Origin of the sequence: Enterococcus sp. B2E4 (assembly GCF_030499455.1) — a bacterium.
Taxonomy (GTDB): Bacteria; Bacillota; Bacilli; order Lactobacillales; family Enterococcaceae; genus Enterococcus_D; species Enterococcus_D casseliflavus.
On the sequence record NZ_JAUKPK010000003.1, the window covers coordinates 25,591 to 51,783 of the forward strand.

Here is a 26,193-nt window from a genome sequence, read left to right on the forward strand (position 1 = left end):
CTACTGCACAAGCGCAGGGGGAAGCTGCGAGGATGGCTCATTTTTCCTTCTGACTTATTTCTGAAAAGGGCTGATTTTGTTTTACAGGTTGCTGGCAGCAGCCTCATCGATGATCACGATCACGTCATCATGCTTTTGTAAAACAGAAGCCGGTAATTCGTTGGTTACGGGTCCTTCAATCATTTTTTGGATCGCATCCGCTTTGACTTCGCCAAATGCCATCAAAATGATTTTTTTGCTTTGCATAATCGAACCGATCCCCATTGAAATTGCCGTCGTTGGGACGTCTTCGACTTTATCAAAGTAGCGTTTGTTGGCATTGATGGTCGATTCAGTCAAATCAACGACTGAGGTCGTTCCTTCAAAGGATGCACCAGGTTCGTTGAAGCCGATATGTCCGTTTTGACCGATACCCAAGATTTGGATATCAACTGGGTGATCCGCAATCACGCTATCGTAGCGTTGGCATTCTGCTTCTAAGTCTTCCGCTTTGCCGTTTGGTACGAAGGTTTCTTTGAATGGTTTTTTATTGAATAAATGAGCATTCATGAAGTAGCGATAGCTTTGTTCGTCTTCGCCGCCTAGTCCTACGTATTCATCTAAGTTGACTGAAGTCATTTCTGAAAAATCAACTTCACTGGCAGTCATTTCTGCATAAAGGGTCTCTGGCGTGCTTCCTGTTGCTAAACCTAGGACCTTGGCGCCATTTGCCATACCTTCTTGAATCAATTCAAAAGCTTTCTTTCCGCCTTGAGCAGCATCTTTAACGCGAATAATTTCCATGATCAGCGCTCCGTTTCTATTTGGTATAGTCCAATAATACCACAGGTTGTGTTTAATTACAATAATTAGTCTAGACCAGATGACGATTTTTTCTCGGCAATCAAAAAAAGACGAGCTCTAAAATGCGCTCGTCTCTACTCGTATTCTACTTGTTTACCAATTTGTATAAACATCAATACCGCTATGACCGACACCTGTGTCATAGACTTTATAGGCACCTAAAGATGATTGACCAGTCGATCCTTTCGGTTGATTATCACTGGCAACAACGATGTACCCATCGGCATCACGGATGGTTCCGTCTGATGCTACATGGCGACCAGGGATATTCAATCCGCCTCCTGGCAAGACTTTTTGTGAGTAGTACGATTCCCTCACACCATTGAAATAGTTGATCCCATCCACTGGATTCAAGACACCAGAACCAGCACCAGGAACGCTTGAACGGGTTTGACTCACGTTAGCAGTCGCTGTGGATTCACTTTTTTCTGTGCTTTCTTTCGTACTTGTTTCTTTGTTTTCTACTGATTGGCCATCGTTAGAAACCAACAATGTTTCGCCATCAAAAATCATATTTGGATTTTCGATCGAATCATTTAAAGCTAAAAGGTCTTCGACCGTTGTTTGATAAGTAGCAGCGATCCCAGATAGAGTGTCTCCTGGTTTGACAACATGGGTTTGTTCTGCTGCTGAAACAACTGTTCCGCCAACGAATAAACCAAATCCTGCAACAACTGTAAATGCAAATTTTTTCAAATGAAAAAACCTCTCTTTTGATTATTTGTCCCGCGATCGGGCACAAGTAAGAGAATAACATTACAATATTGCAGGAAGGTTTCAGAAATATTTTTCATTATCACAATTGTTAAACAGAAAGTTACAGGATTTTTATTCAAAAATGCTAAACTTACAATATTGTTATCCCTTTCGATGAGTGCTTTTAGGGGCCACATGCTATAGTGATGCTAGTAATGGAAAGGAATGACACCCATGAAAAAACTACTATTAACGCTTGGCGTTTTGATTATTGTCGTAGCCGGCTATTTCGGCTACACGTACTATGCAACAACGTATCGCGGCATCACGGCTTATGCTATCACGCCCAACAAAGTCCCTGAAAAGACACAGACCTACAGCGATTCTGGTGAAAAAATCGATGGCTCTTTTACCTACAAATACACCTTTGAATTCGTAAAGAAAAATGGTGAAAAAGAACTCATGACCTATGACCTGACGGGCGAAAATGTAAAACCATTGGCTCCAAATACTTTAGTCAAAGCAGAAATCAGTAAGACCCGCATCATTTCTGGTCCCAACGAAGTCCCTCAATCAGAAGTCCCCGCAAAAATACTGTCTGAACTGGAAACCTTTGACGAATAAGGACTTCTTACAAGAAACTTTCTACTTTTTAAGGTTCATTTTACTTTGACCGACTATGCTAGCTTTATACCAAAACTATTTTTCTTCCTCTTACCAGTCCTCGCCCGACTGGTATTTTTTTGATTTTTCCCAATGGTCAGGAGTTACGCTTCTTATAGACAGAACCGCTCTAGCTTCGCAATGGTTTTTTTCTCAAACTTTGATCAAGCAGCTATTGATGATCGGAAATAAATAAAACCAGAATCAACAGGATAAATGCTGGTTTCATCATAAAAAAACCGCTAGATTGTTTATCTCTAGCGGCTTTTTTTGCGATTTTAATAGAGTTCCAAGTATTGTTCTCTTTCCCACTCGGAGACTGTTTGGCGGAAGGCTGCCCATTCTAATCGTTTTGCTTCGACAAAGTTGGCATAGATGTGTTTGCCTAAGGCATCGATCATCACTTGGTCTTTGCGCAATGCTTTGATGGCATTGTGGATCGTTGATGGCAGATCTTCGATTTGTGCTTCTGCCCGTTCTGTTTCGTTCATGATGTAGATGTTGCGGTCGACAGCTGGTGGTGGTGTCAACTCACGTCTAACGCCATCAAGTCCTGCTTGTAATAAAACAGCCATTGCTAAGTATGGGTTAGCGGATGGGTCAACCGAACGCAATTCCAAACGTGTTGACAAGCCTCTTGATTCTGGTACCCGAATCAATGGTGAACGGTTGCGTCCTGACCATGCCACGTATACAGGCGCTTCGTAACCTGGCACTAAGCGTTTGTAAGAGTTGACGGTTGGGTTGCAGACAGCCGTGTAAGCACGGGCGTGTTCGATCAAACCGCCTAAGAAGTGATACGCTGTTTGGCTTAATTGCATTGGTCCTTCTTCATCAAAGAAGACATTTTCATCACCTTTGAACAAGGACATGTTGCAGTGCATGCCTGAACCGTTGATACCGAATAATGGTTTTGGCATGAAGGTCGCATGCAAGCCATGTTTACGAGCAATGGTTTTCACGACAAGCTTGAAGGTTTGGATGTTGTCACATGCTTCCACTGCATCCGCATACTTAAAGTCGATCTCGTGTTGCCCTGGTGCCACTTCATGGTGAGACGCTTCAACTTCAAAGCCAAGGCTTTCTAGTTCTAATACGATATCGCGACGGCAGTTTTCCCCTAGATCGGTTGGGGCAAAATCGAAGTAGCCGCCTTTGTCGTTTAATTCCGTTGTGATTTCGCCTGCTTCATCTAATTTGAATAGGAAAAATTCGGGTTCTGGTCCAAGATTGAAAGAAGTAAAACCAAGGGATTGCATGTCAGCTAATGCCCGTTTTAAGTTGCCACGAGGGTCGCCTGCAAATGGGGTGCCATCTGGATTGTAGATATCACAGATCAAACGAGCCACTTTGCCATGTTCACTTTCCCAAGGGAAGATCATCCAGGTGGACAAATCAGGATACAGATACATGTCACTTTCTTCAATACGGACAAACCCTTCAATAGAAGAACCGTCAAACATCATTTTGTTTTCCAGTACTTTATCTAATTGACTTACAGGTACTTCAACGTTCTTGTTCGTTCCTAAAATATCAGTAAACATCAAGCGTAAAAAGCGCACGTTCTCATCCTTTACGATTTGTTTGATGTCTTCGGCAGTTCTTTCAAATTTTGGCATAGTATCCCTTCCTTTTTCCCAATTCTTTTTTTATATCACAGCAACGATCTACTAATGCTCTACATTCGTGGACCTTTTTGCTGGTATGGCTGTTGTTGATTCAATCCACCTTGAGCCAAGAGTTCATCATAAAAAATTCGACGTACATCTTCATCGGTCAGCGGCGGTTTGTTCTTCGCTTCTTTTTCTTTGGCAACTTTCATTTCATAAACTCGTTTGATTCCCGCCATGTTCAGACCATCGGAAAGATAGTCTTTGATCTCTAGCAAGGTATCAATATCATTCAGCGAATACATTCGTCGATTGCCATCGCTGCGTTCCGGGTGGATCAATTCTTGTTCTTCGTAATAACGAATTTGACGGGCGGTGAGATCGGTCAATTTCATGACTGTTCCGATAGGAAAGACTGACATTGAGCGCCGCAATTCTTTTTCCCGCATAACTTGGCTCCCCTCCGTTTCAATGATGCTGCGTAACTTTATGGAAACTATACCAATTCTTTTTTTGCGTGTCAACCCCTCATGTTAGAAAAAGTGACATGAATGCAAATTTTTTTGATTTTTTTATTGGGCCCTTGATTTGATCGCATGTTCAAGCAGTCCTTTTTCTGGAAGAAATGGTGCCTTAGCCAAAAATGTTCGGGTTTTGCACTTGAAGAAAGTCAAACCACTTATACTCCCATAATTTTGTCACCACAAAAAAACGGTGCATCGGCTGCACCGTTTTCTGTTTATTCCTGTTCTTGCGCCATTCTGCGTAGTGGATAGGTATCCTCCAGCGCAAATCCTTTGATATGATAGGTCTGTGTTGCTTCATCGAAGGCATTGCTCAACACTAGCGACTCCCGTTTTAAACGATTCAGCGCATTGCCTTCATCGGCTTGCAACACTAGATGATAAGGCTGCATGATCTGCATCAATTCCATTTTGATCGCCTGAGTCAAGCGTTCTTTGCCTTTGGTACTCTTTGCCGAGATCAAGACGTTGGGAAATAACGTTGGGACAAACTGATCGGCGTCGATGCGATCCGCCTTATTGTAGACCGTCAACATCGGTAATTGGGTCAAAGAAAGTTCCTCCATTAATTTTAAGACCGTCTCCTCTTGCTGGACCCGTTCTTCGGAACTGGCATCGACGACATGCAGCAAGAAGTCCATGTTTTGACTTTCCTCCAGTGTGGAATGAAACGCATCAATCAATTGGGTCGGCAATTCTTGGATAAAACCAACCGTATCGGTAATGGTGACTTCGAATCCTTCTGGCATCCGCCAGCGTTTCGTCAAAGGGTCAAGTGTCGCAAACAACTGGTCTTGTTCATACGTATCCGCACTGGTCAAAATGTTTAAAATAGTTGATTTTCCAGCATTGGTATAACCAATCAAGCCCATTTGAAAGACTTGGCTGTCTTTGCGCTTTTGGCGTGTCCGGTCTCGATGGGCTGCCACTTCCTTCAATTCCCGTTTGATGATGGTGATGCGGTTGCGGATGTGTCGACGATCGGTCTCCAGCTTGGTTTCCCCTGGTCCTCTCGTTCCGATTCCGCCCCCTAGCCGAGACATGTTCTTTCCTTGCCCTATCAAGCGTGGAAGCAAATAATCCAGCTGCGCCAATTCTACTTGCAGCTTTCCTTCTTTGGAACGGGCACGCATCGCAAAAATATCAAGGATCAGCTGAACGCGATCAATCACTGGCACTTCTAGCGCATCACCGATCAACTGGCTTTGCCTTGGTGTCAGTTCATGATTGAAGATCACTAGATCTGCTTCATGTGCTTCTGCCAACTGCTGCAATTCCGCAACTTTCCCCTTGCCGATCACGGTTTGTCGATCGACTTGCTGCCGTTTTTGCACCAGTGAAAAAACAACTTCACCATTGGCGGTTTTTGTTAAGCTTTTCAATTCTTTCATTGACGAATCAAAATGAAGATAGTTTTTCTCCGTTTCTACTCCGACAAGAATCACACGTTCTTGGCTCATCTTTTCTCCTCCAACCATTGGTCGATTTCTGTTTCAAGGGTACGTTGTTCTTCAGGTTGCCTCACTAAATCAATCCATCGGGGCTGTGCTCGGTTATTGAACCACGTAAGCTGCCGCTTGGCGTAGCGGCGTGAGTTTTGCTTGATTTGCTCAATGGTCTCCTCCAATGTGGCCTGCCCTTGAAAATAGGGCAAAAATTCCTTGTAGCCGATCCCCTTAGCGGCTTGCGTTTCTGGATACTGCAAAACAGCTTTTGCTTCTTCGATCAAGCCTTGATCCATCATCAAGTCCACCCGCTGATTGATTCGCTGGTATAACACTTCTCGCTCAGTGGTTAACCCGATCATGAAGAAATCGTACAAAGCTTGTGGTGTCTCTTTTGGTGCAGCGATACTTTCGCCAGTCGTTTCAAAAACCTCCAACGCACGAATCACTTTCCGCTCATTGTTGTAGTGGATCTTCGCTGCTGCCAAGGGATCGACCGCCTGCAGCTTTTGCCATAAAGCTTCTTTGCCGATGACTACTGCTTCTTGTTCGTAACGCTGACGAATCGTTGGGTCGCCTTCTTCTGCCCCTAAACGAAAGTCATACAAAAGCGCTTGGATGTATAACCCTGTTCCCCCTACAACGATCGGCAGCTTTCCTTGCTGCTGGATCGTCTCGATGGCTTCACGCCCCATTTGCTGGAAATCAGCGGCAGAGTATGCTTCCGTCATCCCACGAATATCGATCAAATGATGAGGAATCCCTGCCATTTCTTCCTTCGTCACTTTGGCGGTACCGATATCTAACTGACGGTAAATTTGCATGGAATCCCCGCTGATGATCTCCCCATGGTATTTTTGGGCTAACTGGATACTCAAGGCGGTTTTGCCGACTGCGGTCGGTCCCACGATTACTAAGACTTTTTTCATCCTTTTGTTTCCTCGCGGACCTGTTGCACAATTGCCCGAGCTTTTTCTGGAAAATCGGTGATGATCCCCGTCAACCCCAGAGCCAAGCAGGTGCGAATCGCCGCTTCTTCGTTGACAGTCCACGGACGGATCGCGATCGGAAAATCAGTTAAGACCGTTGCTGTCTCTTGGACCCAGCGATAGGCAGGATGAATTCCTTCGATATACGGTCGGCTGAGCGCCAACGGTGGTTTGTCTTCCCCGCGTCCCATAATAAAATCAAGGGTCGCATCCGGTTCGATCGCATGGATCCGATCCAAGGTCTCGATATTGAAGGAACAATACCAATGAGTAAAGGGCCATTCTTGACTATTCATTAAGTCGGATACTTTGGCTTCGATTCCTTCATACTCATAATGATCGGTTTTTAATTCGATCGTCAAAATGCCACGATAATTCTTCGCTGCAAGTAAATCCAACACTTCTTTTAGTGTGGGGACTTTGGCGGCTTGGAATTCCTCAGAAAACCAGCTGCCAGCATTGAGTTCTTTTAGTTCAGCAACCGTCAGGTCACAGATCCGACCTTTGCCGTTGGTCGTTCGATCAACCGTTTCATCATGCATGACGATCAAGCCGCCATCTTTTGATAGATGTACATCTAACTCAATGATATCAGCTTTGACCCGCACCGCTTCCGCAAATGCTGGTAGCGTGTTTTCAGGTCGGTTGCCGCTACTCCCGCGGTGGGCAACGATTTGTACCATCATTCTTTCACTCCATTCTCACTCTTTATTTTACCATGGAATCTCCTAGAACCAAAAAGCCTCTGTTTGTTTCGATCCTCTTAATGCATAATAACGCTTTGTTTCGGTCAAAGAAAAACACCCTTACTATGATCGCAGTAAGAGTGTGTGTGATCAGTTAAAAAAGCGCAACCGTCGATACTCTGGTTTGGTTGCCTTAACCAAGGAAAACGGCTGACCAGTAGAATCAAATCGTTTTTGAAAAATAGGTCAACGGTTCGCTCGTCATGTTTTTCATTTGGGTTTTACGCTCATTGACCATTTCGACTAATTGATCAAGGAAATTTTCCATAATGATCCGACCGCCTTTATAGGTATACCCACCGATTTTAACAGTTTCCTCTGGGGATAAAATCACCCGACGTGTTCCGATTTTTTTGAAAAATTCTTCCAAAAAAAAATTCGGTAGATAAAAACTGTTTTGCGCCGCAAAAGATTGTAGATAGGCAAAATCATCGATGGTGATATAACAGTCGTCAAAGGCATCAAAGCTGACATACTCATCCATCAGCATGACCCGTTTTTGTAGAATCTCACTGATTTTTTGATTCAATAAAACCAACGTTTCGATTTCTTTGACTTTATGCTCCAACAAACGGCGTTGTTTTTCTTTTTGCTCCTCATACCGAATGCGTAAATTAAAAATGATGGTTACTAACAATGCGCCCACTAAGACGCCGATCAAACCTGCTATTGCTACTGCCATTCTTCGATCCTTCCTCATTCCTTTTTTCATATTGTATCATATTTGAAAGTTTCGCAAAAAAGATAACGAACTTTTTATTTGACCTTTCTTGACCTAATCGGTATACTATCTCTTAGATATTGCGAAAACTTTATGCTAAACTATATCTATAACGATTTTTAGGAGGACTATCACTATGAATTTAATTCCTACAGTCATTGAACAATCATCTCGCGGTGAAAGAGCGTATGACATCTATTCTCGTCTATTAAAAGACCGGATCATTATGTTGAGTGGTCAAGTAACCGATGACTTAGCAAACTCGATCATTGCTCAGCTTTTATTCTTGGACGCGCAAGATTCTGAAAAAGACATCTACTTGTACATCAACTCGCCTGGCGGAAGCGTTACTGCTGGTCTAGCTATCTTTGATACCATGAACTTTATCAAAGCCGATGTTCAAACCATCGTTATGGGGATGGCTGCTTCTATGGGTTCATTCTTATTGACCGCTGGTGAAAAAGGCAAACGCTTTGCATTACCAAATGCAGAAATCATGATCCACCAACCATTAGGTGGCGCACAAGGACAAGCAACTGAGATCGAAATTGCTGCCCGCCACATTTTGGCAACCCGCGAACGTCTGAACAAAATCTTGTCAGAACGTACTGGTCAACCAATCGAAGTGATTGAACGCGACACCGATCGTGACAACTTCATGACCGCACAAGAAGCCAAAGATTACGGCTTGATCGACGAGATCATGGAATCAAACAAATTGAAATAAGCTTGCATAAAAAAAGGTGTACGAAGCAATTCGTACACCTTTTTGCGTCTTTTGGTTCGGCGTCAGACTTCACCATATTCGCCCTGTTGGTAAGCATACCCATTTTCCACGTAATGCGTGATGTTTGCCTGATTTTTGGCGATTTCTTCTTCTGTCAACGGACGGATCACTCGTGCAGGACGACCAAACGCCAACACATTGGGCGGAATGACGGTTCCTTCCGTTACTAACGAACCAGCACCTAACAAGCTATTTTCACCGATCACTGCATGATTCAAAACAATCGAGCTCATGCCGATCAGCGCCCCTTTTTTGATGGTACAGCCATGAAGCATACACTGATGCCCAACAGTCACATCGTCTTCCACGATCGTCGGGGCATCGTGATCAACGTGAATGATCGTTCCATCTTGAATATTGGTACGCGCGCCGATTTCGATGCGATTGGCATCGCCTCGAATCACTGCTTGAAACCAGACCGTACTCTCTTTTCCTAGAGTCACGTTTCCTACGATCGTCGCATTTTTTGCCACAAAACAAGGTGTTCCTTGCAACGAGGCTGGCGAAACTGTTTTGTGGGTTTCATTCCCTGATTGTTCTTTGTCCATCAACTTCTCCTTCCAATCCATAAACGGATCTGCGCTTTCTTTTTTCACTATAGCACCACCCTTGCGACAATGCAAAAAGAGCGCCAGTCAGACTGGACGCTCTTTTGGGCTTACTCGGCTTCTTCTGAAAATTGACTTTGGTACAGTTGGCTATAAAAGCCGCCAGCTGCCAACAAGGTTTCGTGATTGCCTTTTTCAATGATCGACCCTTGATCCATCACTAAGATCAGATCTGCTTCACGAATCGTTGACAAACGATGGGCGATCACAAAGCTGGTACGACCTTCCATCACTTTATCCATTGCTTTTTGAATCAGCGCTTCTAAGCGGGTATCCACCGAACTGGTGGCTTCATCGAGAATCAAAATCTTCGGATCAGAGATGACTGCCCGAGCGATGGTCAACAATTGTTTTTGCCCCAAGGAGACATTGTCCCCTTCAGAATTGATGATCATTTCGTAGCCGTCTGGCATCGTGCGAATGAAGTGATCGACGTTGGCGGTTTTCGCTGCATCAACGACTTCATAATCGGTGGCATCTAATTTCCCAAAGCGAATGTTGTCGCCGATCGTGCCTTCGTACAACCATGCATCTTGTAAGACCATCCCAAATAGTGACCGAACATCGTGACGTTCCATTTTCTTCGTGTCGATGCCGTCGATCTTGATGGCCCCTTCATTGACATCATAAAAACGCATCAACAAATTGATCAAGGTGGTTTTCCCAGCACCTGTTGGTCCCACGATCGCCACGGTTTGTCCAGCTTTGACTTCAAAGTTCAAGTCTTTGATCAACGGTTTTTTCGGATCATAGGCAAAGCCGACATGTTCAAAGGTCACGTCGCCTCTGATTTGTTCTGGCAATTGGATATCGGTTTGATTGACTGGCTCTTCTTCCTCATCTAGGATTTCAAAGACCCGCTTTGCTGCTGCTGAGGCACTTTGCAAGACGGAAGACAGCTGGGTAATATTCCCCATTGGCTGACTGACTTGCCAAATGTATTGAATGAATGCTTGCAGCTGACCAACAACGATCACGCCGCTGATCACGTAAAAGCTCCCCATGACTGCCATTGCGATATAGGTAAAGTAAGCGGTCATTTGCACCAACGGCATCATCAATCCTGAAACAAAGGCAGAACGAAAGCCGTAATAGCGCAACTGGTGGTTAACGTTTTTAAACCCTTCAAGTGTTTGCTTTTCCCGTCCATACACTTTCAACACACTGAATCCAGTCATGTTTTCTTGTACGTAGCCGTTCAGATCCCCTAACGCATTTTGCATGCCTTGGAAGTCTTTTTGCGACTTTTTGACGATCGTGCGAGAAATCAATAAGGAGGCTGGGATCATGATCAATGAAACCAACGCCATGTAGGTATTAATGTAAAACATCATGGAAACCGCCATAACGATTCCTAAGAAGGCATTGACGATCCCGATCAAGGCTTGTTGCATCGCACCGCTGACGGCATCCACGTCATTGGTCACCCGTGACAAGATATTCCCTTGCTGGTTGCGGTCGAAGTAAGAAACGGGCAAACGATTGATTTTTTCTTCAATGTCTTGCCGCAGATCTCGCATCGCAGATTGGACAACGTTGGTGATCAGCAGCCCTGACATCAATTGTGAGAAACAGTAACCGACACCAACGACTGCGATCCAGATCAAGCAAAGGATCACGTAATCAAAATTAACGCCTTCGCCAGCGGCGATGTTGCGGCTGATCTCTGTCGTCGGTAATCCAGAAACATACGGCATTGCCGCATTGAAGCCGACGGTTGCAACAGTAAACAGCAAGACTAGGATAAATTGTACTTTGTACGGTTTGATGTAAGCACCTAACCGTTTTAAAGAAGAGATTGCTTTCATTGTGCCAACTCCTCCTCTGATAATTGTGACGCCGCAATGTCGTAGTATACTGGACAAGTTTGCAGCAGTTCTTTGTGGGTGCCGATGCCAACCACATCGCCTTCGTTCAAGACGACGATCTTATCGGCATTCATGATCGTTCCTACTCGTTGAGCAACGATCAAAACGGTCGATTCTGTGGTTTCTTTTTTCAAGCGTGCCCGCAAGTTTGCATCCGTTTGGTAATCCAATGCAGAAAAACTATCATCAAAAATATAGATCTCTGGTTGGCGGATCACCGCACGGGCAATCGCTAGGCGTTGTTTTTGTCCGCCAGAGAAGTTGGTTCCGCCTTCTGCCAAGTGAGCATCAAAGCCATCTGGTGTGCGAGAAATGAAATCTGCCGCTTGCGCAATCTCGGCTGCTCGTTCCAGCTCTGCTTGCGTGGCATCTTCTTTGCCATAGCGTAGGTTTTCTGCGATCGTCCCTGTAAATAGCAACGCTTTTTGAGGGATAAACCCGATCTTGTTGCGCAACGTCGTTAAGCTGTAATCCCGAACGTCAACACCATCCACCAAGACTTGGCCTTCACTGACGTCGTAAAAACGTGGGATCAATTGGATCAAGGTTGATTTTCCACTTCCAGTACTACCGATAAACGCCACGGTTTCCCCTGGTGAAGCGGTAAAGCTAACATTACGGATCACTGGACTTTGAGCATGTCCTGGATAAGCAAAGGTAACATTTTTGAATTCCAAGAAGCCTTTCGTCTTAGTTTCTGTCACTGGATGTTCTGGCTCTTTGATTTCAGAAGTCGCATCTAACGCTTCTTGGATTCGACGAGCAGAAACCGCCGCTCGTGGATACATCGTAAAGACAGTCGCAAACAACATGAAAGAAAACAGCGCATGGAAGATGTATTCGATAAATGCAATCAAGTCACCGACCTGCAGTTGCCCTTGATCGATTTGAATACTTCCCGTCCAAATAATCAAAATCATCACGATATTGAATAAGAAGAAAAAGCCTGGTTGTGCCGTTGCCATCAAGCGAAACAAGCTGCGAGAACTAGAAGCATAGGCTTGGTTGACTTTGCCAAAGCGTTTTTCTTCAAATTTTTCATTGACGAAGGCACGGATCACTCGTAAACCAGAGAGATTTTCCCGCAAGATGCCATTGATTTTATCTAGATTGGCTTGTTGTTTAGTGGATAAGGGTTCCGAGATTTTGGCAATGGCGATGACGGCCATCAGCAATATCGGCAATGCCCCCAAAACATACAACCCTAGTTGTGTACTTGTCCGCATGACCATGTACAAGCTGACCACAAACATCATGGGTGTCATTAAACCTGTCCGTAAGATGCTTTGCATAAACAGCATGATTTGATACGCATCATTGGTCACACGGGTGATCAATGATGAAACCCCGATTTTTTCATATTCGGTATGTGAATAGCCTTGGACTTTTTCAAAAAGATCGTCACGAATATCTGCCACAATGTTAGTGGTGATACGTGACGTGAAATAGCCTAACAAAATGTTCATCGTGATCCCCACAATGGTGATCGCGATCATCGCCGCACCCATTTTCCATATGTAGTCGCGATCACCAGCGGCGATCCCTTTGTCGATCATTCTTGCCAATAACGTCGGCAAACCTAATTCAATCAAAATAAAACCAAAAACACAGATGAAATTAAAAACCAGCAGTTTCTTGTTTCTCATCGTGTAGTGCCACATTAATTTCAAAAAATCCCCTCCTTTTTTACTTCATTACTTCTACTATAGCATAGGAATATTCTTATTGTAATGCACTTTCAACGAAAAAAAGCAAACTTCAGCGATAGTCCTTTCATTTTCTTTCAGTAAGCCTTTTCAAAATGACGTGTTTCTATACTTATTCGTTTTTCTGTGATAAACTAGGGATACTTGTAGTGGAACGACTTACAAACCCGGTGAATTTTTTATGACGACATTTGGAAAGCAAAGACGAGGCTTTCTCTTTTTTCTCACAACGATTGTCTGAAAAAAGCATGCAGCGGCTCTCGAAGCCTTCTTTTCAGGTCACTTTATTCGGACCTCGATTTTGTGATGCAGCGAATTCATCAACCAAATAGACTACTGCGAAAAGCAGATAAAGGAGAAAAGATATGATTTACAAAATTTATTACCAAGAAACAAAAGACCGCAACCCAAAGAGAGAACAAACCCACTCTTTGTACATTGAAGCAGACGATGCAGTGATCGCACGCCGTCTGGTTGAACAAAATACCCCATACAACATCGAGTTCGTTCAAGAACTAGATGAAAAACATTTAGCTTACGAAAAAGAAAACGCTGATTTCAAATTAGCGGAGTTTTAAGATGAAAGTTTCGCTGAAAAATAATGAGACTGGCGTATTCGGCGTCGGTGGACTTGGCGAAATCGGAAAAAACTGTTATGGGGTTCAATTCCAAGATGAGATCATCTTAATTGACGCGGGAATCAAATTCCCCGAAGATGAACTGCTTGGGATCGACTATGTCATTTCCGATTATAGCTACATCGTTCAAAATTTACCGAAAGTCAAAGGCTTGATCGTCACTCATGGTCACGAAGACCATATTGGCGGAATCCCTTACTTGTTGCGGGAAGCCAATATCCCGATCTATGCGGGACCCTTGGCACTTGCTTTGATCACCAACAAATTAGATGAGCATGGCTTATTGCGGGATGCGGAATTACACGAAATCAATGAAGATACGGTGATTCGTTTCCGTAAAACATCCATCAGCTTCTTTAGAACGACTCACAGTATCCCTGATGCTTTAGGTGTCGTTGTCAAAACGCCTTCTGGCAATATCGTCGCAACTGGCGATTTCAAGTTTGACTTTACGCCTGTGGGCGAACCAGCAAACTTGCACAAAATGGCAAAAATTGGTGAAGAAGGCGTCCTTTGCCTCCTTTCCGATAGTACCAATGCAGAAATTCCGACCTTTACCAAATCAGAAAAAACGATTGGCAGCTCGATCCAAAAGATTTTTGAAAAAATCGATGGTCGGATCATTTTTGCCAGCTTTGCCTCCAACATTTTCCGTCTCCAACAAGCTGCAGATGCGGCGGTTGCGACTGGACGTAAAATCGCCGTTTTTGGACGCAGTATGGAAAATGCGATCGTCAACGGACAGCGCCTTGGCTATATCAAGGTGCCAGATGGAACCTTTGTGGAATCTCATGAAATCAACCGTTTGCCTGCAAACGAAACCATGATCCTTTGTACGGGTTCTCAAGGAGAGCCGATGGCTGCTTTGAGTCGGATTGCCAACGGGACTCACCGTCAAATCCAAATTCACCCAGATGATACCGTGATTTTCTCAAGCTCACCGATCCCAGGAAATACCACGAGTGTCAATCAGCTGATCAACTTGCTGTTGGAAGCTGGCGCAAACGTGATCCATGGCAAATTGAACAACATCCATACTTCTGGTCACGGTGGCCAAGAAGAACAAAAACTGATGTTGCGTCTAATGAAGCCAAAATTCTTTATGCCTGTCCATGGGGAATTTCGGATGCTGAACATCCACACCCAGTTGGCACAAGATGTCGGTGTACCAAAAGAAAATTGTTTCATTATGGAAAATGGTGACATGTTGGCCTTAACAGCGGATACCGCTCGCTTGGCTGGTCATTTCAATGCCAATGATGTTTATGTCGACGGCAGCGGTATCGGTGATATCGGAAATGTCGTCCTACGAGATCGTCGCATTCTTTCAGAAGAAGGCCTCGTCTTAGCTGTCGCGACAGTCGATGTGGCGAAGAAAGAAGTCCTTGCTGGACCAGATATCCTTTCTCGTGGGTTTGTTTATATGCGGGAATCTGGCGAGATGATCAACGAAGCACAGCAGATCCTCTTCCGTGCATTGAGGGAAGTCTTGAACCAACCAGACCCAACAGAACATAAATTAAGAGAAGCGATGTCTTCGGCGTTACAGCCATTCCTATTTGAAAAAACCGAGCGTCATCCAATGATCCTTTCGATGATCATGACGCCGGACGATTTATAGTCTCACATGCGAGGGTAGTTCTCAGGTTACTGAGAACTACCCTTTTTTCTTTCCCTTATAAAAAGCAAAAAAAAGACCATCGAATCGATGGTCTTTTGGGGTTTTTGATTTCAAAGTGCTCTTACTGGCAGTTTGTTTGAAAGCTTACGCTTTGTTTACGTTAACTGCTTGAGGTCCACGATCAGAATCTTCCACGTCGAAAGTTACTGCTTGACCTTCTTCTAAAGTTTTGAATCCTTCACCTTGGATCGCTGAAAAGTGTACAAATACGTCTGTACCGTCTTCGCGAGAGATAAAACCAAACCCTTTTTCAGCATTGAACCATTTTACTGTACCTTGTTCCATTAAAAAAAACCTCCTCGTGCATAAGCACTTAATTGTGTGTAACATTGCCTTTGTGCGATAGAGGCCTAACGTGCGTTTCAACATCTATTCAGCAAACAAAATTACAATAATATTTTACACTTGCCCGTATTTTTTTGCAAGACAGACGATTAGACAATTCACCTTTATTTTTAATAATGTTCGCAAACTCGGCTTATTTTCACACGTCTTCCTGTTGCCACAGCCCCTCTTCTCGCAAACTGACATAGGCATTGTCGCCAATGATCAAATGATCCAATATGTCGATCCCCATCAAGTCTCCGCACTTGATCAAGCGGCGTGTAAACAGCAGATCTGCCTCTGAGGCTTGGGGACTGCCGCTGGGATGGTTGTGGACGACGATCACTCGGGCGGCACTGTAGCGTACCGCCCAATGAAAAATCTCCCGTGGGTGAGCGATCGACTGATTCAACGATCCGATGAAGATCGTTTTTTTCTGAATGATCTCATTTTTCGTATTCAAATATAGCCCTAGTAAATGCTCTTGACGACAATCCTTCAACTCTTGGATCAACTGATGGGCGATCGCCATACTAGAGTTGACCTTACCGTACTTTGGTTGAGCGGAGCGCTGGATTCGCACACCTAATTCAACCATCGCTTTGATCTCGATGGCTTTGATTTGTCCGACGCCGCGAATTTCTTGTAATTCATCGATCGTCGCTTGCTTTAGTTCATACAATTCTTGAAAACGATTCAAGACACTGGCCGCTAATTCGAGGACATTCAGAGGACGTGAGCCAGTTCGCAGCAAAATGGCCAATAATTCTTGATTCGAAAGGGCATCCACTCCATATTCTACTAAACGCTCTCGGGGAAACGAGCTTTGGGGAATCACTGTTTCATTGATCATAAAAAAACTCCTTTGCGTCGGTCTAATAAAAGATACGCAAAGGAGAGAGTATTTCATGAATCAGGTGCGCAAAAAATCGCAGCTAGATCGAAAAGGCGGTTTCTAGAAAATCTGGGACATCCTCTAGTGATGGTAAGACTTTCAAGACTTTTTCTTCAATGATGGTCGTCGGCGCGATCAAATCGGGAATCATAATGACTGAGATCCCTGCCCCATGAGCAGCATGAATACCGTTAGCCGAATCTTCAAGGATCACCAATTCTTCTTTTGGTACCGCCAATAATGCGTGGGCTTTTTCAAAAATCTCAGGATCTGGTTTTGCCCGTGTGACATCATCAAAGCAGACGATCTCAGGAAATTCCGCCGTTAAGCCTGCTGCTTCCAGCAAGGTATCGATCACTTTGCGCTGGTTGCTAGACGCCAACACTCGGGGAATCTTTTTCTCATCAAGATAATGCAATAACTCGTGGATGCCCGGCTTCAATTCAGCCTCGCCCCGTTGGAACATTTCCAGCGTTTGCTGAAAAGCCGCTTGGATAAAGTCTTCGATCATTTGATGGCCAAAGGCTTCGTCGAATCGCTCATGGTAAGCTGCCCAGACTTCTTCATCCGAGACCCCCACATAAGCTAAATACAACTCTTTTGTATAGGGAATCCCCATTTGATCCGCCACGATTTGAGTAGCCTGGTAATAGAGCAGCTCCGTGTCAAAAATCAAGCCGTCCATATCGAAAATCACACCACGTAACTTAGCCATTTCTTCCTCCTATTGCCAACAACAATTCACGAACTTCTGAAACAAAATACAACGATCCTGTCACCAGCAGCAAATCTTCATTGGTCATTTTTTCTAATAATTCTGCCAAGCCAAACTGCCATAAAGAGACGGTTGAGATTCGTTTTTCATCGAGTTCCTGATAGCCGTCTGCTAAATGCAATGCTTTTGGGAAATCAAAGGTCGTTAAATAAATCTCGGCTTGCGGAATTGCCAGCAATTGCTGAAGCATCTCATTGACGTTTTTAGTTTCTAAGGCTGAGAACAGCACATGGATGCGATAGTCGCTGAACTCTTCTTTCATCGTATCCACCAAGCGAGCCATGGCATGCACGTTATGGGCGCCATCGATGATCACCAGTGGTTCACTGCTGATTCGTTCCATTCGGGCGGGCCAATAGGCTTTTCTTAGCCCATTGCGAATTTCTTTAGCTGAAAATGGCAGCTGCCGTAGGTCGCAATACAGACTGTACAATTGGATCGCAACACCGGCATTTTCTGGTTGATGGCGGCCTAACATCGGTGTTTTCAAGCCTTTGATTTTGCCATGCTCATTTTCAAAATCAAACAATTCGCCCCACTCTTCATCAGGATGACGATAGGTCACACGGTACTCTTGCCCTGCATGATACGCAGGTGCCTGTGCTTCTGCAGCTTTCAAATCGATCACCGAAAGCGCACTTTCAACGATATTGCCAGTAACAAGGGGTGTTTGTGGCTTAATGATCCCTGCCTTATGGGCAGCGATTGCTTCAATGGTATCGCCTAAGACATCCATATGATCCATGCCGATCGTCGTGATCGCTGTCAACATCGGGGAAATAACGTTGGTACTATCTAAAAGTCCCCCTAGGCCAACTTCCATTATCGCAACATCGACCTTTTTTTCTTCAAAATAGCCTAATGCCATGGCAGTAATGATCTCAAACTGAGTGATGCCCGTCAGGGTTTCATCACGATCGATTTCAGCAACCAGCGGCTGGATTTTTTCCACCCAAGCGACCAAATCCTCATCTGATATAAATTGTCCATTGATTTCGATCCGTTCATTGAACGCTTCAATGTGCGGGGAAGTAAAAGTCCCCACTTGCTGCCCAGCTTCTTCTAAAAGACTGCGCAAATAGCTGACGGTTGATCCTTTGCCATTCGTGCCGGCGATATGGATCATGGTTATGTTTTTTTCAGGATTGCCCATTCGTTTTAATAATGCTTCGACACGCATCAATCCGGGTCTTTGCCCAAATGCCAAACGCGAATGGATCCACGCTGTTGCTTCTTCGCTTGTCATCTCCTTCACCTCGCTCTTATTTTATCAAAAATCACACAGCTTTCCCAATTTCTTTCCTTTAAACGAGAAATTTGTTTGACGGTTTCTATTGATTACGCAAAAACAAGCATCTACAAGAGATGCTTGTTTGCAGACAGTCGACGCTTCCTATTGAATCGTGCGCAATTGCTCGATCCGTTCTTGGACTGCTTTTTGTTTTTCAAGATAATCGGCTTCTTTGCTGCGTTCTTGTGCTACGACTTCCTCTGGTGCATTGGCAACGAAGCGTTCATTCGCCAGTTTGCCTTGTACCCGTTGAACTTCTTGGGTGAACTTCGCTAGTTCTTTCTCCAAACGCGCGATTTCTTCTTCAATGTTGATCAACCCAGCTAACGGCAAGTAGATCGTCGCACCTGACAGGATAGCTGACATCGCCAATTCAGGGGCTTGTAAGCTGTTAGAGATTTCTAGTTCTTCTGGATTACAGAAGCGTTCGATATAGTTTTTGTTGGCGACCAAGAATTCTTCGATCTCAGGCTCATTTGCTTGGATCAGCAAAGTGATTGGTTTCGAAAGTGGTGTGTTTACTTCTGCACGGATGTTTCGAACCGAACGAATCAATTCTTTCAACACTTCCATCCCTTGCGCCGCTTTTTCATCGGTCCATTCTGGTGCCACTTGTGGATACTCAGCAACGACTAATGATTCCCCTGTATGCGGCAGTTTGCTCCAGATTTCTTCTGTAACAAATGGCATGATTGGGTGCAACAAGCGTAAAATTTGATCAAGAACATGGACTAAGATGCTCTTATTGACTTGTTTCGCTGCTTCATTGTCACCGTATAAGGTTTCTTTCGACATTTCAATGTACCAGTCACAGAAGTCATCCCAGATAAAGTTGTATAATTGACGACCCGCTTCCCCAAATTCGAAGCGTTCAAAAAGGTCAGTGACTTTTTCAATCGTTTCATTCAAGCGCGTCAAGATCCAACGATCCGCCACTGATTTTTCACCAGAAAAATCAATGTCTTCAGCAGTCATTTCGCTGACATTCATCAAGACGAAACGGGAAGCATTCCAAATTTTATTGATGAAGTTCCAAGCGGCATCCATTTTTTCATAGCTGAAACGCACGTCTTGTCCCGGTGCAGAGCCATTTGATAAGAACCAACGCAATGCATCGGCACCGTATTGTTCAATGACTTCCATCGGATCGATCCCATTTCCAAGCGACTTACTCATTTTGCGACCTTGTTCATCACGGATCAATCCGTGGATCAAGACATTTTCAAATGGTCGTTTGCCAGTAAATTCCAAGCTTTGGAAGATCATACGGCTTACCCAAAATGCGATAATGTCATAGCCAGTCACTAATGTATTGGTTGGGAAGTAGCGTTGGAAATCTTCATTGGTTTCATCTGGCCACCCCATTGTTGAAAACGGCCATAAAGCAGAACTAAACCAGGTATCCAATACGTCTGGATCTTGTTGCCAATTTTCGGCATCTGCTGGCGCTTCAAGTCCTACATACATTTCTCCCGTTTCTTTGTGGTACCAAGCTGGGATTTGATGGCCCCACCACAACTGACGAGAGATCACCCAGTCATGAACATTTTCCATCCAACGTAAGAATGTTTGGTTGAAACGTGGCGGATAAAAGTCCACCGCATCGTCGGTTTCTTGGTTGTCGATGGCTTGTTTTGCTAATGGCTCCATTTTTACGAACCATTGTGTCGACAAACGAGGTTCGACTACTACGCCTGTCCGTTCTGAGTGCCCTACACTATGGACCATTTTTTCGATTTTGATCAGACGACCTAACGCCTCTAAGTCTTTCACGATTTGCTTACGAGCAGCAAAACGATCCATGCCTGCATAAGTACCTGCTAAGTCGTTCATTGTTCCGTCATCATTCATGACATTGACCCGTGGTAGGTCATGGCGGTTACCGACCTCAAAGTCATTCGGGTCATGGGCAGGAGTGATTTTTACGACACCAGTTCCAAATTCTTGGTCCACGTACTCATCTGCGATGATTGGGATCTCTTTATTGACCAAAGGCAAGATCACTTTTTTACCGATCAATGCTTGATAACGTTCATCTTCTGGATGAACCGCGACTGCTGTATCCCCCAGCATCGTTTCTGGACGAGTCGTTGCGATCTCCACCACACCGCTGCCATCTGCTAATTCGTATGACATATGGTAAAAAGCACCTTCGATGTCTTTGTGGATCACTTCAATATCAGATAATGCCGTGCGGGCTTGCGGGTCCCAGTTGATGATGTACTCGCCACGATAGATCAAGCCTTTTTCATATAGCGTCACGAAAACTTTGCGAACCGCTTCGGATAATCCATCATCTAACGTAAACCGTTCACGGCTATAGTCTAGGGATAAGCCTAGTTTCGCCCATTGTTCCCGAATGTGACCGGCATATTCTTCTTTCCAATCCCATACTTGTTCAACGAATTTTTCCCGACCAAGGTCATAGCGAGAAATTCCTTGTTCCCGCAGCTTTTCTTCTACTTTGGCTTGGGTAGCGATCCCGGCATGGTCCATTCCTGGTAGCCATAAGGTGTCATACCCTTGCATCCGTTTTTGACGAATGATGATGTCTTGTAACGTGGTATCCCAGGCATGACCTAAGTGCAATTTTCCTGTTACGTTTGGTGGTGGAATCACGATAGAATAAGGTTTTGCTTCTTTGTTGCCGCTTGGTTTAAAACGGTCATGTTCTAACCAATCTTGGTAGCGCCCCGCTTCTACTTCTTGGGGATTGTACTTGGTGGATAGATTTTCAGTTTCTGTCATAGTTGGTCCTCCTAAAGTTACGTTTTTTAGACGTAATGGTTGGTGTGGTTTTTTTGTGCCTGTTGCTGGGTAAAGCGTGACAATGTTTGAATCGTTCAGGATTAGTGCGTCGGTAGAGATGATTATCAGCTGTTTGTTGACGACACGCGTGTTGTTCGTAAAAAAAACGTTGCTTACAGAGGTCAAGGCACACTTCCGTGATCCTCTATTATGTCTTAGGGCTTTTGGCAACCGATCTGACTCGCTTCGTGGACCAATTTTGATGACTTCTTGTACTGTTCATCATCTATTCTGTCTTGCTTCGCAAGCCACTCAATGTGATTCCTAGTATGGTTACTACGCTCCCTATGGTCGCCTAGTACTGTTCATCATCTGCTCTGTCCCACTTTGTGGGCCACTCGCAGTGATTCACAGCAAAAAGCGCCCTAATGCCGAGGCATTAGGGCGCTGATACGCGGTACCACCTAAATTGCAGATTGCTCTGCCACTTTGACGTGAGGTAACGTTCACGACGCGCTTGATCTTACTGTGCGGCTTTGTCTGCAAGAAACAAACCGTGGTTCGGATCAAAGACCTTCAAGCTACCTTTTCAGTGTCTGGGGAAATCTTGCACCGACCGACTTCTCTCTGACCGCCAGGGTCACTGATACTCCTCTTGAACATTGTCTTGCTATCATAGATTCTTGTTTCATCTTGCTACATTCTACAATGAACTTTTTTGAAAGTCAATCAGAGGTTTGCTTTCGCAGCATCAATGGCTGCTTGATAATCCGGTTCGTGGGAGATCTCAGGCACGATCTCAACGTGTTGGATCACGCCTTCACGGTCTAAAACGAAAATTGCTCGGGCAAAATGACCGAAGTCTGGGATCATGATTTGATAGGCCTCACCGAAGGTATTCGCCGGATCATGAAGCATGATCATGTCGACGCCTTCTTGGCCGCACCATTGCGCTTGTTCTTCTTTTGTATTGTTAGAGATCGTGACAAAATGGATGTCATCCAATTGACTTGCTTCTTGGTTGAAACGCTTGGTCTGCAATGCACAGACGCGTGTCATGATATCGGGAACCACGCTGATGATCGTTGGTTTTCCTAAAAAATCAGTCAGTGTGTATTCCTTGTCCTCTAAACTTTTCAAGCGAAAATCAGCTGCTTTATCCCCTACTTTTGGTTGGTTGCCAGGCATCTCATAAACCGTTTCTTTGTGTGTAACTTGCATAACATCTCTCCTATAGCATTTTCTCCCAGTATAAGAAAGATTGTCAAAAAACGAAAAGGATTTGCTCAGACTTTCGATTTTTGCGAGTAGGTCGTATCAAAAAAGATCAATGTTTGCAATTCTGTCGTCAAATCAATGTATTGGATATTGACGTCTTTTGGCACGATGACGGGATCAGGGGCAAAATTTAAAATCGCTGTGATCCCAGCATCCACGATCGCATCGATCGCCATTTGCGAATAACGACTAGGAACGGTCGAAATCGCTACGGTGATCCCTTTTTCTGCTACGACTTCCGCCAATTGATCCATTCCATAGACATAACGCCCACTAATGGTCTGACCAATCATTTCTGGATCATTGTCAAAAACCGCGACCACGGAAAGATTTTCATTTCTGCGAAAATTGTTGTTGGCTAACGCTTTTCCTAAATTTCCATAACCAATCAAGGCGATTTTTTTCTCTTCATTGGTTTCTAAGATATAGCTCAATACCTCAATCAGATAAGGAACATCATAGCCATAGCCACTTCTGCCCAATTCTCCTAGATGAGAAAAATCTCGGCGGATCGTGGCTGAAGGAACTTGCGTGATTTCTGCAAACTCTTTTGATTTGATTCGCTGAATACCAGAGGCATCCAGTAATTTTAAGTGTCGTAAATAAGCTGGCAAACGTTTTGCCGTCGCTTTCGGAAGTTTTTTATCTCTTAATGCTTCCATCCTGTCCACCCTCCTTGTTAAATGATTCACATATTGAGTGTAGCATGTTCCATTTTCAATAGCAAGAAAATATTCACAAACTCTCTCACTCGATGAAAAACGACCACAAATGTTAAAAAACAGTTGTGGTCGTAGCCTTAAAATCGGGGTTTTATTATAAAAATTCAGCGAATTCCGTTGCTGCTTTTTCTTGATTTGCCGTGATTGCTTCCAGTTTCAACCCAGCCATCGCACGTTCCATCATCCCTTCGATATCGAGACGTTCTTCATATTGGTGGACCTTATCCAGTCTTGGGCGCGTCTTTGGTTGAGGAGGTGCAAAGATTGTGCAGCAATCCTCAAACGGCTGAACTGATAATTCAAAGGTATCAATGGCTTCGGCAACTTCAATGATTTCCAATTTGTCCATCGTTGCCACTGGGCGCACGATCGGCGTATTGGTTACTTCATTGATGGCGACCATGCTATGCAAAGTTTGTGAAGCCACTTGTCCTAATGATTCACCATTTAAGATGATCAAGCCATGACGAGCTTCCCGAATCGCATCCGTCAAACGCAGCATCATCCGACGGGTGATGGTCATCCAATAGCCTTGTGGCACACGATTTTTGATTTCTTCTTGGATTTCTGTAAACGGAACTTCGATAAACTGGATGCTTCCCACATAAGGCGCAAGCTTCTTCGTTAAATCTTTGGCTTTTTGCAACGCTTGTTCACTCGTATAAGGAGGACTTGCAAAATGGACCGCTTCGATCTCAACGCCGCGTTTCATGGCAAAGTAGCCTGCGACTGGCGAATCAATACCGCCAGAAAGCATCAACATTCCCTTTCCACTGGTGCCCACTGGCAGCCCAGCGGCTCCTTGGATCGTTTCATAAGACAAATAAGCGCCATCGATCCGTATTTCTACACGCAAATTGATGTCTGGTTTTTTCATTTGGACTTTGATATCAGGAAAACGGTCGATCACCGCATTCCCTAAGGTCAAATTCAACTGGTTGCTATCTTGCACAAACGAATGATCACTGCGCTTGGCTGTGATTTTGAAGGTCTCAACGCCCGTATAGATCTCTGCCATGACGTCTTGAACGGCTTTCTTTAATACTTCGATATCTTTTTCGATCCGAATGCTGGGGGAAAAGTTTTGAATCCCAAAGACTTTTTGCAGCTTAGGAATGATCTCTTGGCTGTTTTCACCGTTCAATAGCAAGTGCATGCGATCTCGCTCGGCATGAACTTTGACATGGGGATAATCTGCTAAGGTACGTTTGACGTTTGAAGCTAATTGCATAATAAAACTACGACGATTTTTGCCCTTTGTTGACAGTTCGCCATAACGAACCATGATTTCTGAATAATTCACGAGAAAACTCCTTTGATTTGGATTGATTTTATAGTGGTCTGTCGTGCTTAATTGATTTTCGAAAATTTTTGGTACAACTGGTGGAAGACGATCAGAAACTGCTCGACTTCTGCCATTGTATTGCTCTCATCTAAACTGATACGAACAGCCGATGTTGCTAACTGTTCTGGAACGTGCATCGCATGAAGCGTACTGCTGGCCATCTTTTTACGGGAGGAACAAGCGCTCGTCGTCGAAAGATAGATCTGCTTTTCTTCAAAGGCATGGACTAAGACTTCTCCTCGGATCCCTTTTAATGAAAAACAAAGTATGTGCGGCGCAAACCCTTCTGTGCCAGAAAAAAGCGTGACTTTCTCGTACCCAGCCAGTGCTTCTTGCAAATAGCCTTTTAATAATTGAACATGGTTCGGCTTTTCAGCCTTTTGTTCTGTCGCTAAACGTAGGGCTTTTGCCATAGCAACGATTGCTGGTACGTTTTCGGTACCGCTGCGCTGGTTTTGCTCTTGCCCACCGCCGGTCATCAATGGCGCCAGCTTACGACCTTGTTTCCAATAGATAAAGCCTGCGCCACGAGGTCCATGAAATTTATGCGCAGAGAACACGGCAAAATCGACCCGCTCATTGAACCATTGTTCTTGCGGCACCTTTGTGATGGCTTGGACGGCATCTACATGAAAATGGATCGATGGGTGGTCCGCTAGCACAGCTGCGATCTCATGGATCGGTTGGATCGACCCTACCTCATTATTGACCGCCATCACCGAAACCAAAATCGTTTCTTTGCGAATCATGTTTGCTAATTCAGACACGTTGACAAAGCCTTGGGCATCGACAGGCACAACACTGACCTCAAACCCTAACTCGGCTAATTGAGCCGCTGTTTCACTGACGGCAGGGTGTTCAATACTGGAAATAATCAGGTGATTCCCATAGGCTTTTTTCGCTAAAGCAGTCCCTTTGATGACCCAGTTGTCTCCTTCAGTTCCCCCACTGGTAAATGCGATCTCTTTGGAAGAAACGTTTAACAGATCGGCGATCTGCTGACGAGATTGCTGCAGCAGGCGATTGGCTTGATTTCCTAAATCATGCAGGCTTGAGGGATTGCCGATGATTCGCTGACTGACTTGGACATATGTATTTAAAGCTTGTGGATAAATAGCGGTTGTTGCACTGTTGTCAAAATAGATCAATGATAGGACCCTTTCTCTAAAAAAATTCTTTCCCATTATAACTGCTCTTGGGCTGAGTTTCAAGGTGACTCGCTGGCTTTGGCTTTTTTTAAAGGAAACTTTTCCTTCCTTCGTAAGCGGTACTCATGCAGCGAGCCATTCT

At 44.4% G+C, this 26,193-nt stretch carries 24 protein-coding genes; 4 read left to right on the top strand and 20 right to left on the bottom strand.

Features of this window, described 5'->3' with window-relative positions; all coding sequences use genetic code 11:
- Positions 1 to 81: 81 nt before the first annotated feature.
- Both nagB and Q1X33_RS03835 read right to left on the bottom strand, forming a co-directional pair.
- Positions 82 to 783, bottom strand: coding sequence for a glucosamine-6-phosphate deaminase (gene nagB / locus Q1X33_RS03830; RefSeq protein ID WP_005225171.1), 702 nt, complete (start codon positions 781 to 783; stop codon positions 82 to 84).
- A gap of 153 nt (positions 784 to 936) precedes the next feature.
- The gene (locus Q1X33_RS03835) at positions 937 to 1,539 is read right to left on the bottom strand and encodes a LysM domain-containing protein (RefSeq protein WP_005225170.1); all 603 of its coding nucleotides are present in this window, start codon (positions 1,537 to 1,539) and stop codon (positions 937 to 939) included.
- A 234-nt stretch (positions 1,540 to 1,773) separates the two neighbouring features.
- Between Q1X33_RS03835 and Q1X33_RS03840 the strand changes: the two genes are divergently transcribed.
- Entirely contained in the window at positions 1,774 to 2,163 is a 390-nt protein-coding gene (locus Q1X33_RS03840; protein ID WP_005225168.1) for a YxeA family protein, read from the top strand.
- Positions 2,164 to 2,480: 317 nt separating this feature from the next.
- On the opposite strand, the gene glnA is transcribed toward Q1X33_RS03840, so the two are convergent.
- From glnA to Q1X33_RS03870, 6 genes are all read right to left on the bottom strand, one after another.
- Positions 2,481 to 3,821, bottom strand: a complete 1,341-nt coding sequence (glnA, locus tag Q1X33_RS03845; protein WP_005225167.1) for a type I glutamate--ammonia ligase — start codon at positions 3,819 to 3,821, stop codon at positions 2,481 to 2,483.
- Between the two features lie 59 nt (positions 3,822 to 3,880).
- Positions 3,881 to 4,261 carry a MerR family transcriptional regulator gene (locus tag Q1X33_RS03850; RefSeq protein WP_005225166.1) on the bottom strand — a complete coding sequence of 127 codons (381 nt, stop codon included), beginning with the start codon at positions 4,259 to 4,261 and terminating at the stop codon, positions 3,881 to 3,883.
- Positions 4,262 to 4,551: 290 nt separating this feature from the next.
- Positions 4,552 to 5,796 carry a GTPase HflX gene (gene hflX / locus Q1X33_RS03855; RefSeq protein WP_005225165.1) on the bottom strand — a complete coding sequence of 415 codons (1,245 nt, stop codon included), beginning with the start codon at positions 5,794 to 5,796 and terminating at the stop codon, positions 4,552 to 4,554.
- Positions 5,793 to 6,710: a tRNA (adenosine(37)-N6)-dimethylallyltransferase MiaA gene (gene miaA / locus Q1X33_RS03860; RefSeq protein ID WP_005225164.1), complete on the bottom strand. Its 918-nt coding sequence runs from the start codon at positions 6,708 to 6,710 to the stop codon at positions 5,793 to 5,795. The genes hflX and miaA overlap by 4 nt, the downstream gene beginning before the upstream one ends.
- A complete protein-coding gene (locus Q1X33_RS03865) occupies positions 6,707 to 7,456 on the bottom strand; it encodes a glycerophosphodiester phosphodiesterase (protein ID WP_005225163.1) in 750 nt (249 codons plus the stop codon). The genes miaA and Q1X33_RS03865 overlap by 4 nt, the downstream gene beginning before the upstream one ends.
- A gap of 223 nt (positions 7,457 to 7,679) precedes the next feature.
- On the bottom strand, positions 7,680 to 8,198 hold the full coding sequence (locus Q1X33_RS03870; protein WP_005231097.1) for a hypothetical protein: 519 nt from the start codon (positions 8,196 to 8,198) through the stop codon (positions 7,680 to 7,682).
- Positions 8,199 to 8,373: 175 nt separating this feature from the next.
- Here Q1X33_RS03870 and clpP point away from each other — a divergent pair, with 175 nt between their 5' ends.
- Positions 8,374 to 8,964, top strand: coding sequence for an ATP-dependent Clp endopeptidase proteolytic subunit ClpP (clpP, locus tag Q1X33_RS03875; protein ID WP_005225161.1), 591 nt, complete (start codon positions 8,374 to 8,376; stop codon positions 8,962 to 8,964).
- A 62-nt stretch (positions 8,965 to 9,026) separates the two neighbouring features.
- Here clpP and Q1X33_RS03880 read toward each other — a convergent pair whose 3' ends face one another.
- The 3 genes from Q1X33_RS03880 to Q1X33_RS03890 all read right to left on the bottom strand — a co-directional run bounded on the left by Q1X33_RS03880 (position 9,027) and on the right by Q1X33_RS03890 (position 13,170).
- Positions 9,027 to 9,620, bottom strand: a complete 594-nt coding sequence (locus Q1X33_RS03880) for a gamma carbonic anhydrase family protein (RefSeq protein WP_005231095.1) — start codon at positions 9,618 to 9,620, stop codon at positions 9,027 to 9,029.
- Between the two features lie 62 nt (positions 9,621 to 9,682).
- Positions 9,683 to 11,440 (bottom strand): ABC transporter ATP-binding protein, encoded by a 1,758-nt coding sequence (locus Q1X33_RS03885; RefSeq protein WP_005225159.1) that lies wholly within the window; start codon positions 11,438 to 11,440, stop codon positions 9,683 to 9,685.
- The gene (locus Q1X33_RS03890) at positions 11,437 to 13,170 is read right to left on the bottom strand and encodes an ABC transporter ATP-binding protein (protein ID WP_301969726.1); all 1,734 of its coding nucleotides are present in this window, start codon (positions 13,168 to 13,170) and stop codon (positions 11,437 to 11,439) included. The genes Q1X33_RS03885 and Q1X33_RS03890 overlap by 4 nt, the downstream gene beginning before the upstream one ends.
- Before the next feature lie 401 nt (positions 13,171 to 13,571).
- On the opposite strand from Q1X33_RS03890, the gene Q1X33_RS03895 reads away from it, so the two are divergent.
- Positions 13,572 to 13,784 carry a DNA-directed RNA polymerase subunit epsilon gene (locus tag Q1X33_RS03895; protein ID WP_005225157.1) on the top strand — a complete coding sequence of 71 codons (213 nt, stop codon included), beginning with the start codon at positions 13,572 to 13,574 and terminating at the stop codon, positions 13,782 to 13,784.
- A 1-nt stretch (position 13,785) separates the two neighbouring features.
- Complete coding sequence (locus Q1X33_RS03900) at positions 13,786 to 15,465, top strand: ribonuclease J (RefSeq protein WP_005225156.1); 1,680 nt, start codon at positions 13,786 to 13,788, stop codon at positions 15,463 to 15,465.
- A gap of 144 nt (positions 15,466 to 15,609) precedes the next feature.
- Here Q1X33_RS03900 and Q1X33_RS03905 read toward each other — a convergent pair whose 3' ends face one another.
- From Q1X33_RS03905 to Q1X33_RS03945, 9 genes are all read right to left on the bottom strand, one after another.
- Complete coding sequence (locus Q1X33_RS03905) at positions 15,610 to 15,810, bottom strand: cold-shock protein (RefSeq protein ID WP_005225155.1); 201 nt, start codon at positions 15,808 to 15,810, stop codon at positions 15,610 to 15,612.
- A 199-nt stretch (positions 15,811 to 16,009) separates the two neighbouring features.
- On the bottom strand, positions 16,010 to 16,702 hold the full coding sequence (radC, locus tag Q1X33_RS03910; RefSeq protein WP_005225154.1) for a DNA repair protein RadC: 693 nt from the start codon (positions 16,700 to 16,702) through the stop codon (positions 16,010 to 16,012).
- Positions 16,703 to 16,784: 82 nt separating this feature from the next.
- The gene (locus tag Q1X33_RS03915; RefSeq protein ID WP_005225153.1) at positions 16,785 to 17,459 is read right to left on the bottom strand and encodes an HAD family phosphatase; all 675 of its coding nucleotides are present in this window, start codon (positions 17,457 to 17,459) and stop codon (positions 16,785 to 16,787) included.
- Positions 17,452 to 18,765, bottom strand: a complete 1,314-nt coding sequence (locus Q1X33_RS03920; protein WP_034868261.1) for a folylpolyglutamate synthase/dihydrofolate synthase family protein — start codon at positions 18,763 to 18,765, stop codon at positions 17,452 to 17,454. Before Q1X33_RS03920 ends, Q1X33_RS03915 begins: the two co-directional genes overlap by 8 nt.
- A 147-nt stretch (positions 18,766 to 18,912) precedes the next feature.
- Positions 18,913 to 21,558: a valine--tRNA ligase gene (locus Q1X33_RS03925; protein WP_005225151.1), complete on the bottom strand. Its 2,646-nt coding sequence runs from the start codon at positions 21,556 to 21,558 to the stop codon at positions 18,913 to 18,915.
- A 729-nt stretch (positions 21,559 to 22,287) separates the two neighbouring features.
- Positions 22,288 to 22,779: a thiol peroxidase gene (gene tpx / locus Q1X33_RS03930; protein WP_301969727.1), complete on the bottom strand. Its 492-nt coding sequence runs from the start codon at positions 22,777 to 22,779 to the stop codon at positions 22,288 to 22,290.
- Between the two features lie 65 nt (positions 22,780 to 22,844).
- On the bottom strand, positions 22,845 to 23,498 hold the full coding sequence (locus Q1X33_RS03935) for a redox-sensing transcriptional repressor Rex (RefSeq protein ID WP_005225148.1): 654 nt from the start codon (positions 23,496 to 23,498) through the stop codon (positions 22,845 to 22,847).
- A gap of 154 nt (positions 23,499 to 23,652) precedes the next feature.
- On the bottom strand, positions 23,653 to 24,861 hold the full coding sequence (thiI, locus tag Q1X33_RS03940) for a tRNA uracil 4-sulfurtransferase ThiI (protein ID WP_301969728.1): 1,209 nt from the start codon (positions 24,859 to 24,861) through the stop codon (positions 23,653 to 23,655).
- 47 nt (positions 24,862 to 24,908) lie between these two features.
- Positions 24,909 to 26,051: a cysteine desulfurase family protein gene (locus Q1X33_RS03945; RefSeq protein ID WP_005225146.1), complete on the bottom strand. Its 1,143-nt coding sequence runs from the start codon at positions 26,049 to 26,051 to the stop codon at positions 24,909 to 24,911.
- Positions 26,052 to 26,193 lie beyond the last annotated feature (142 nt).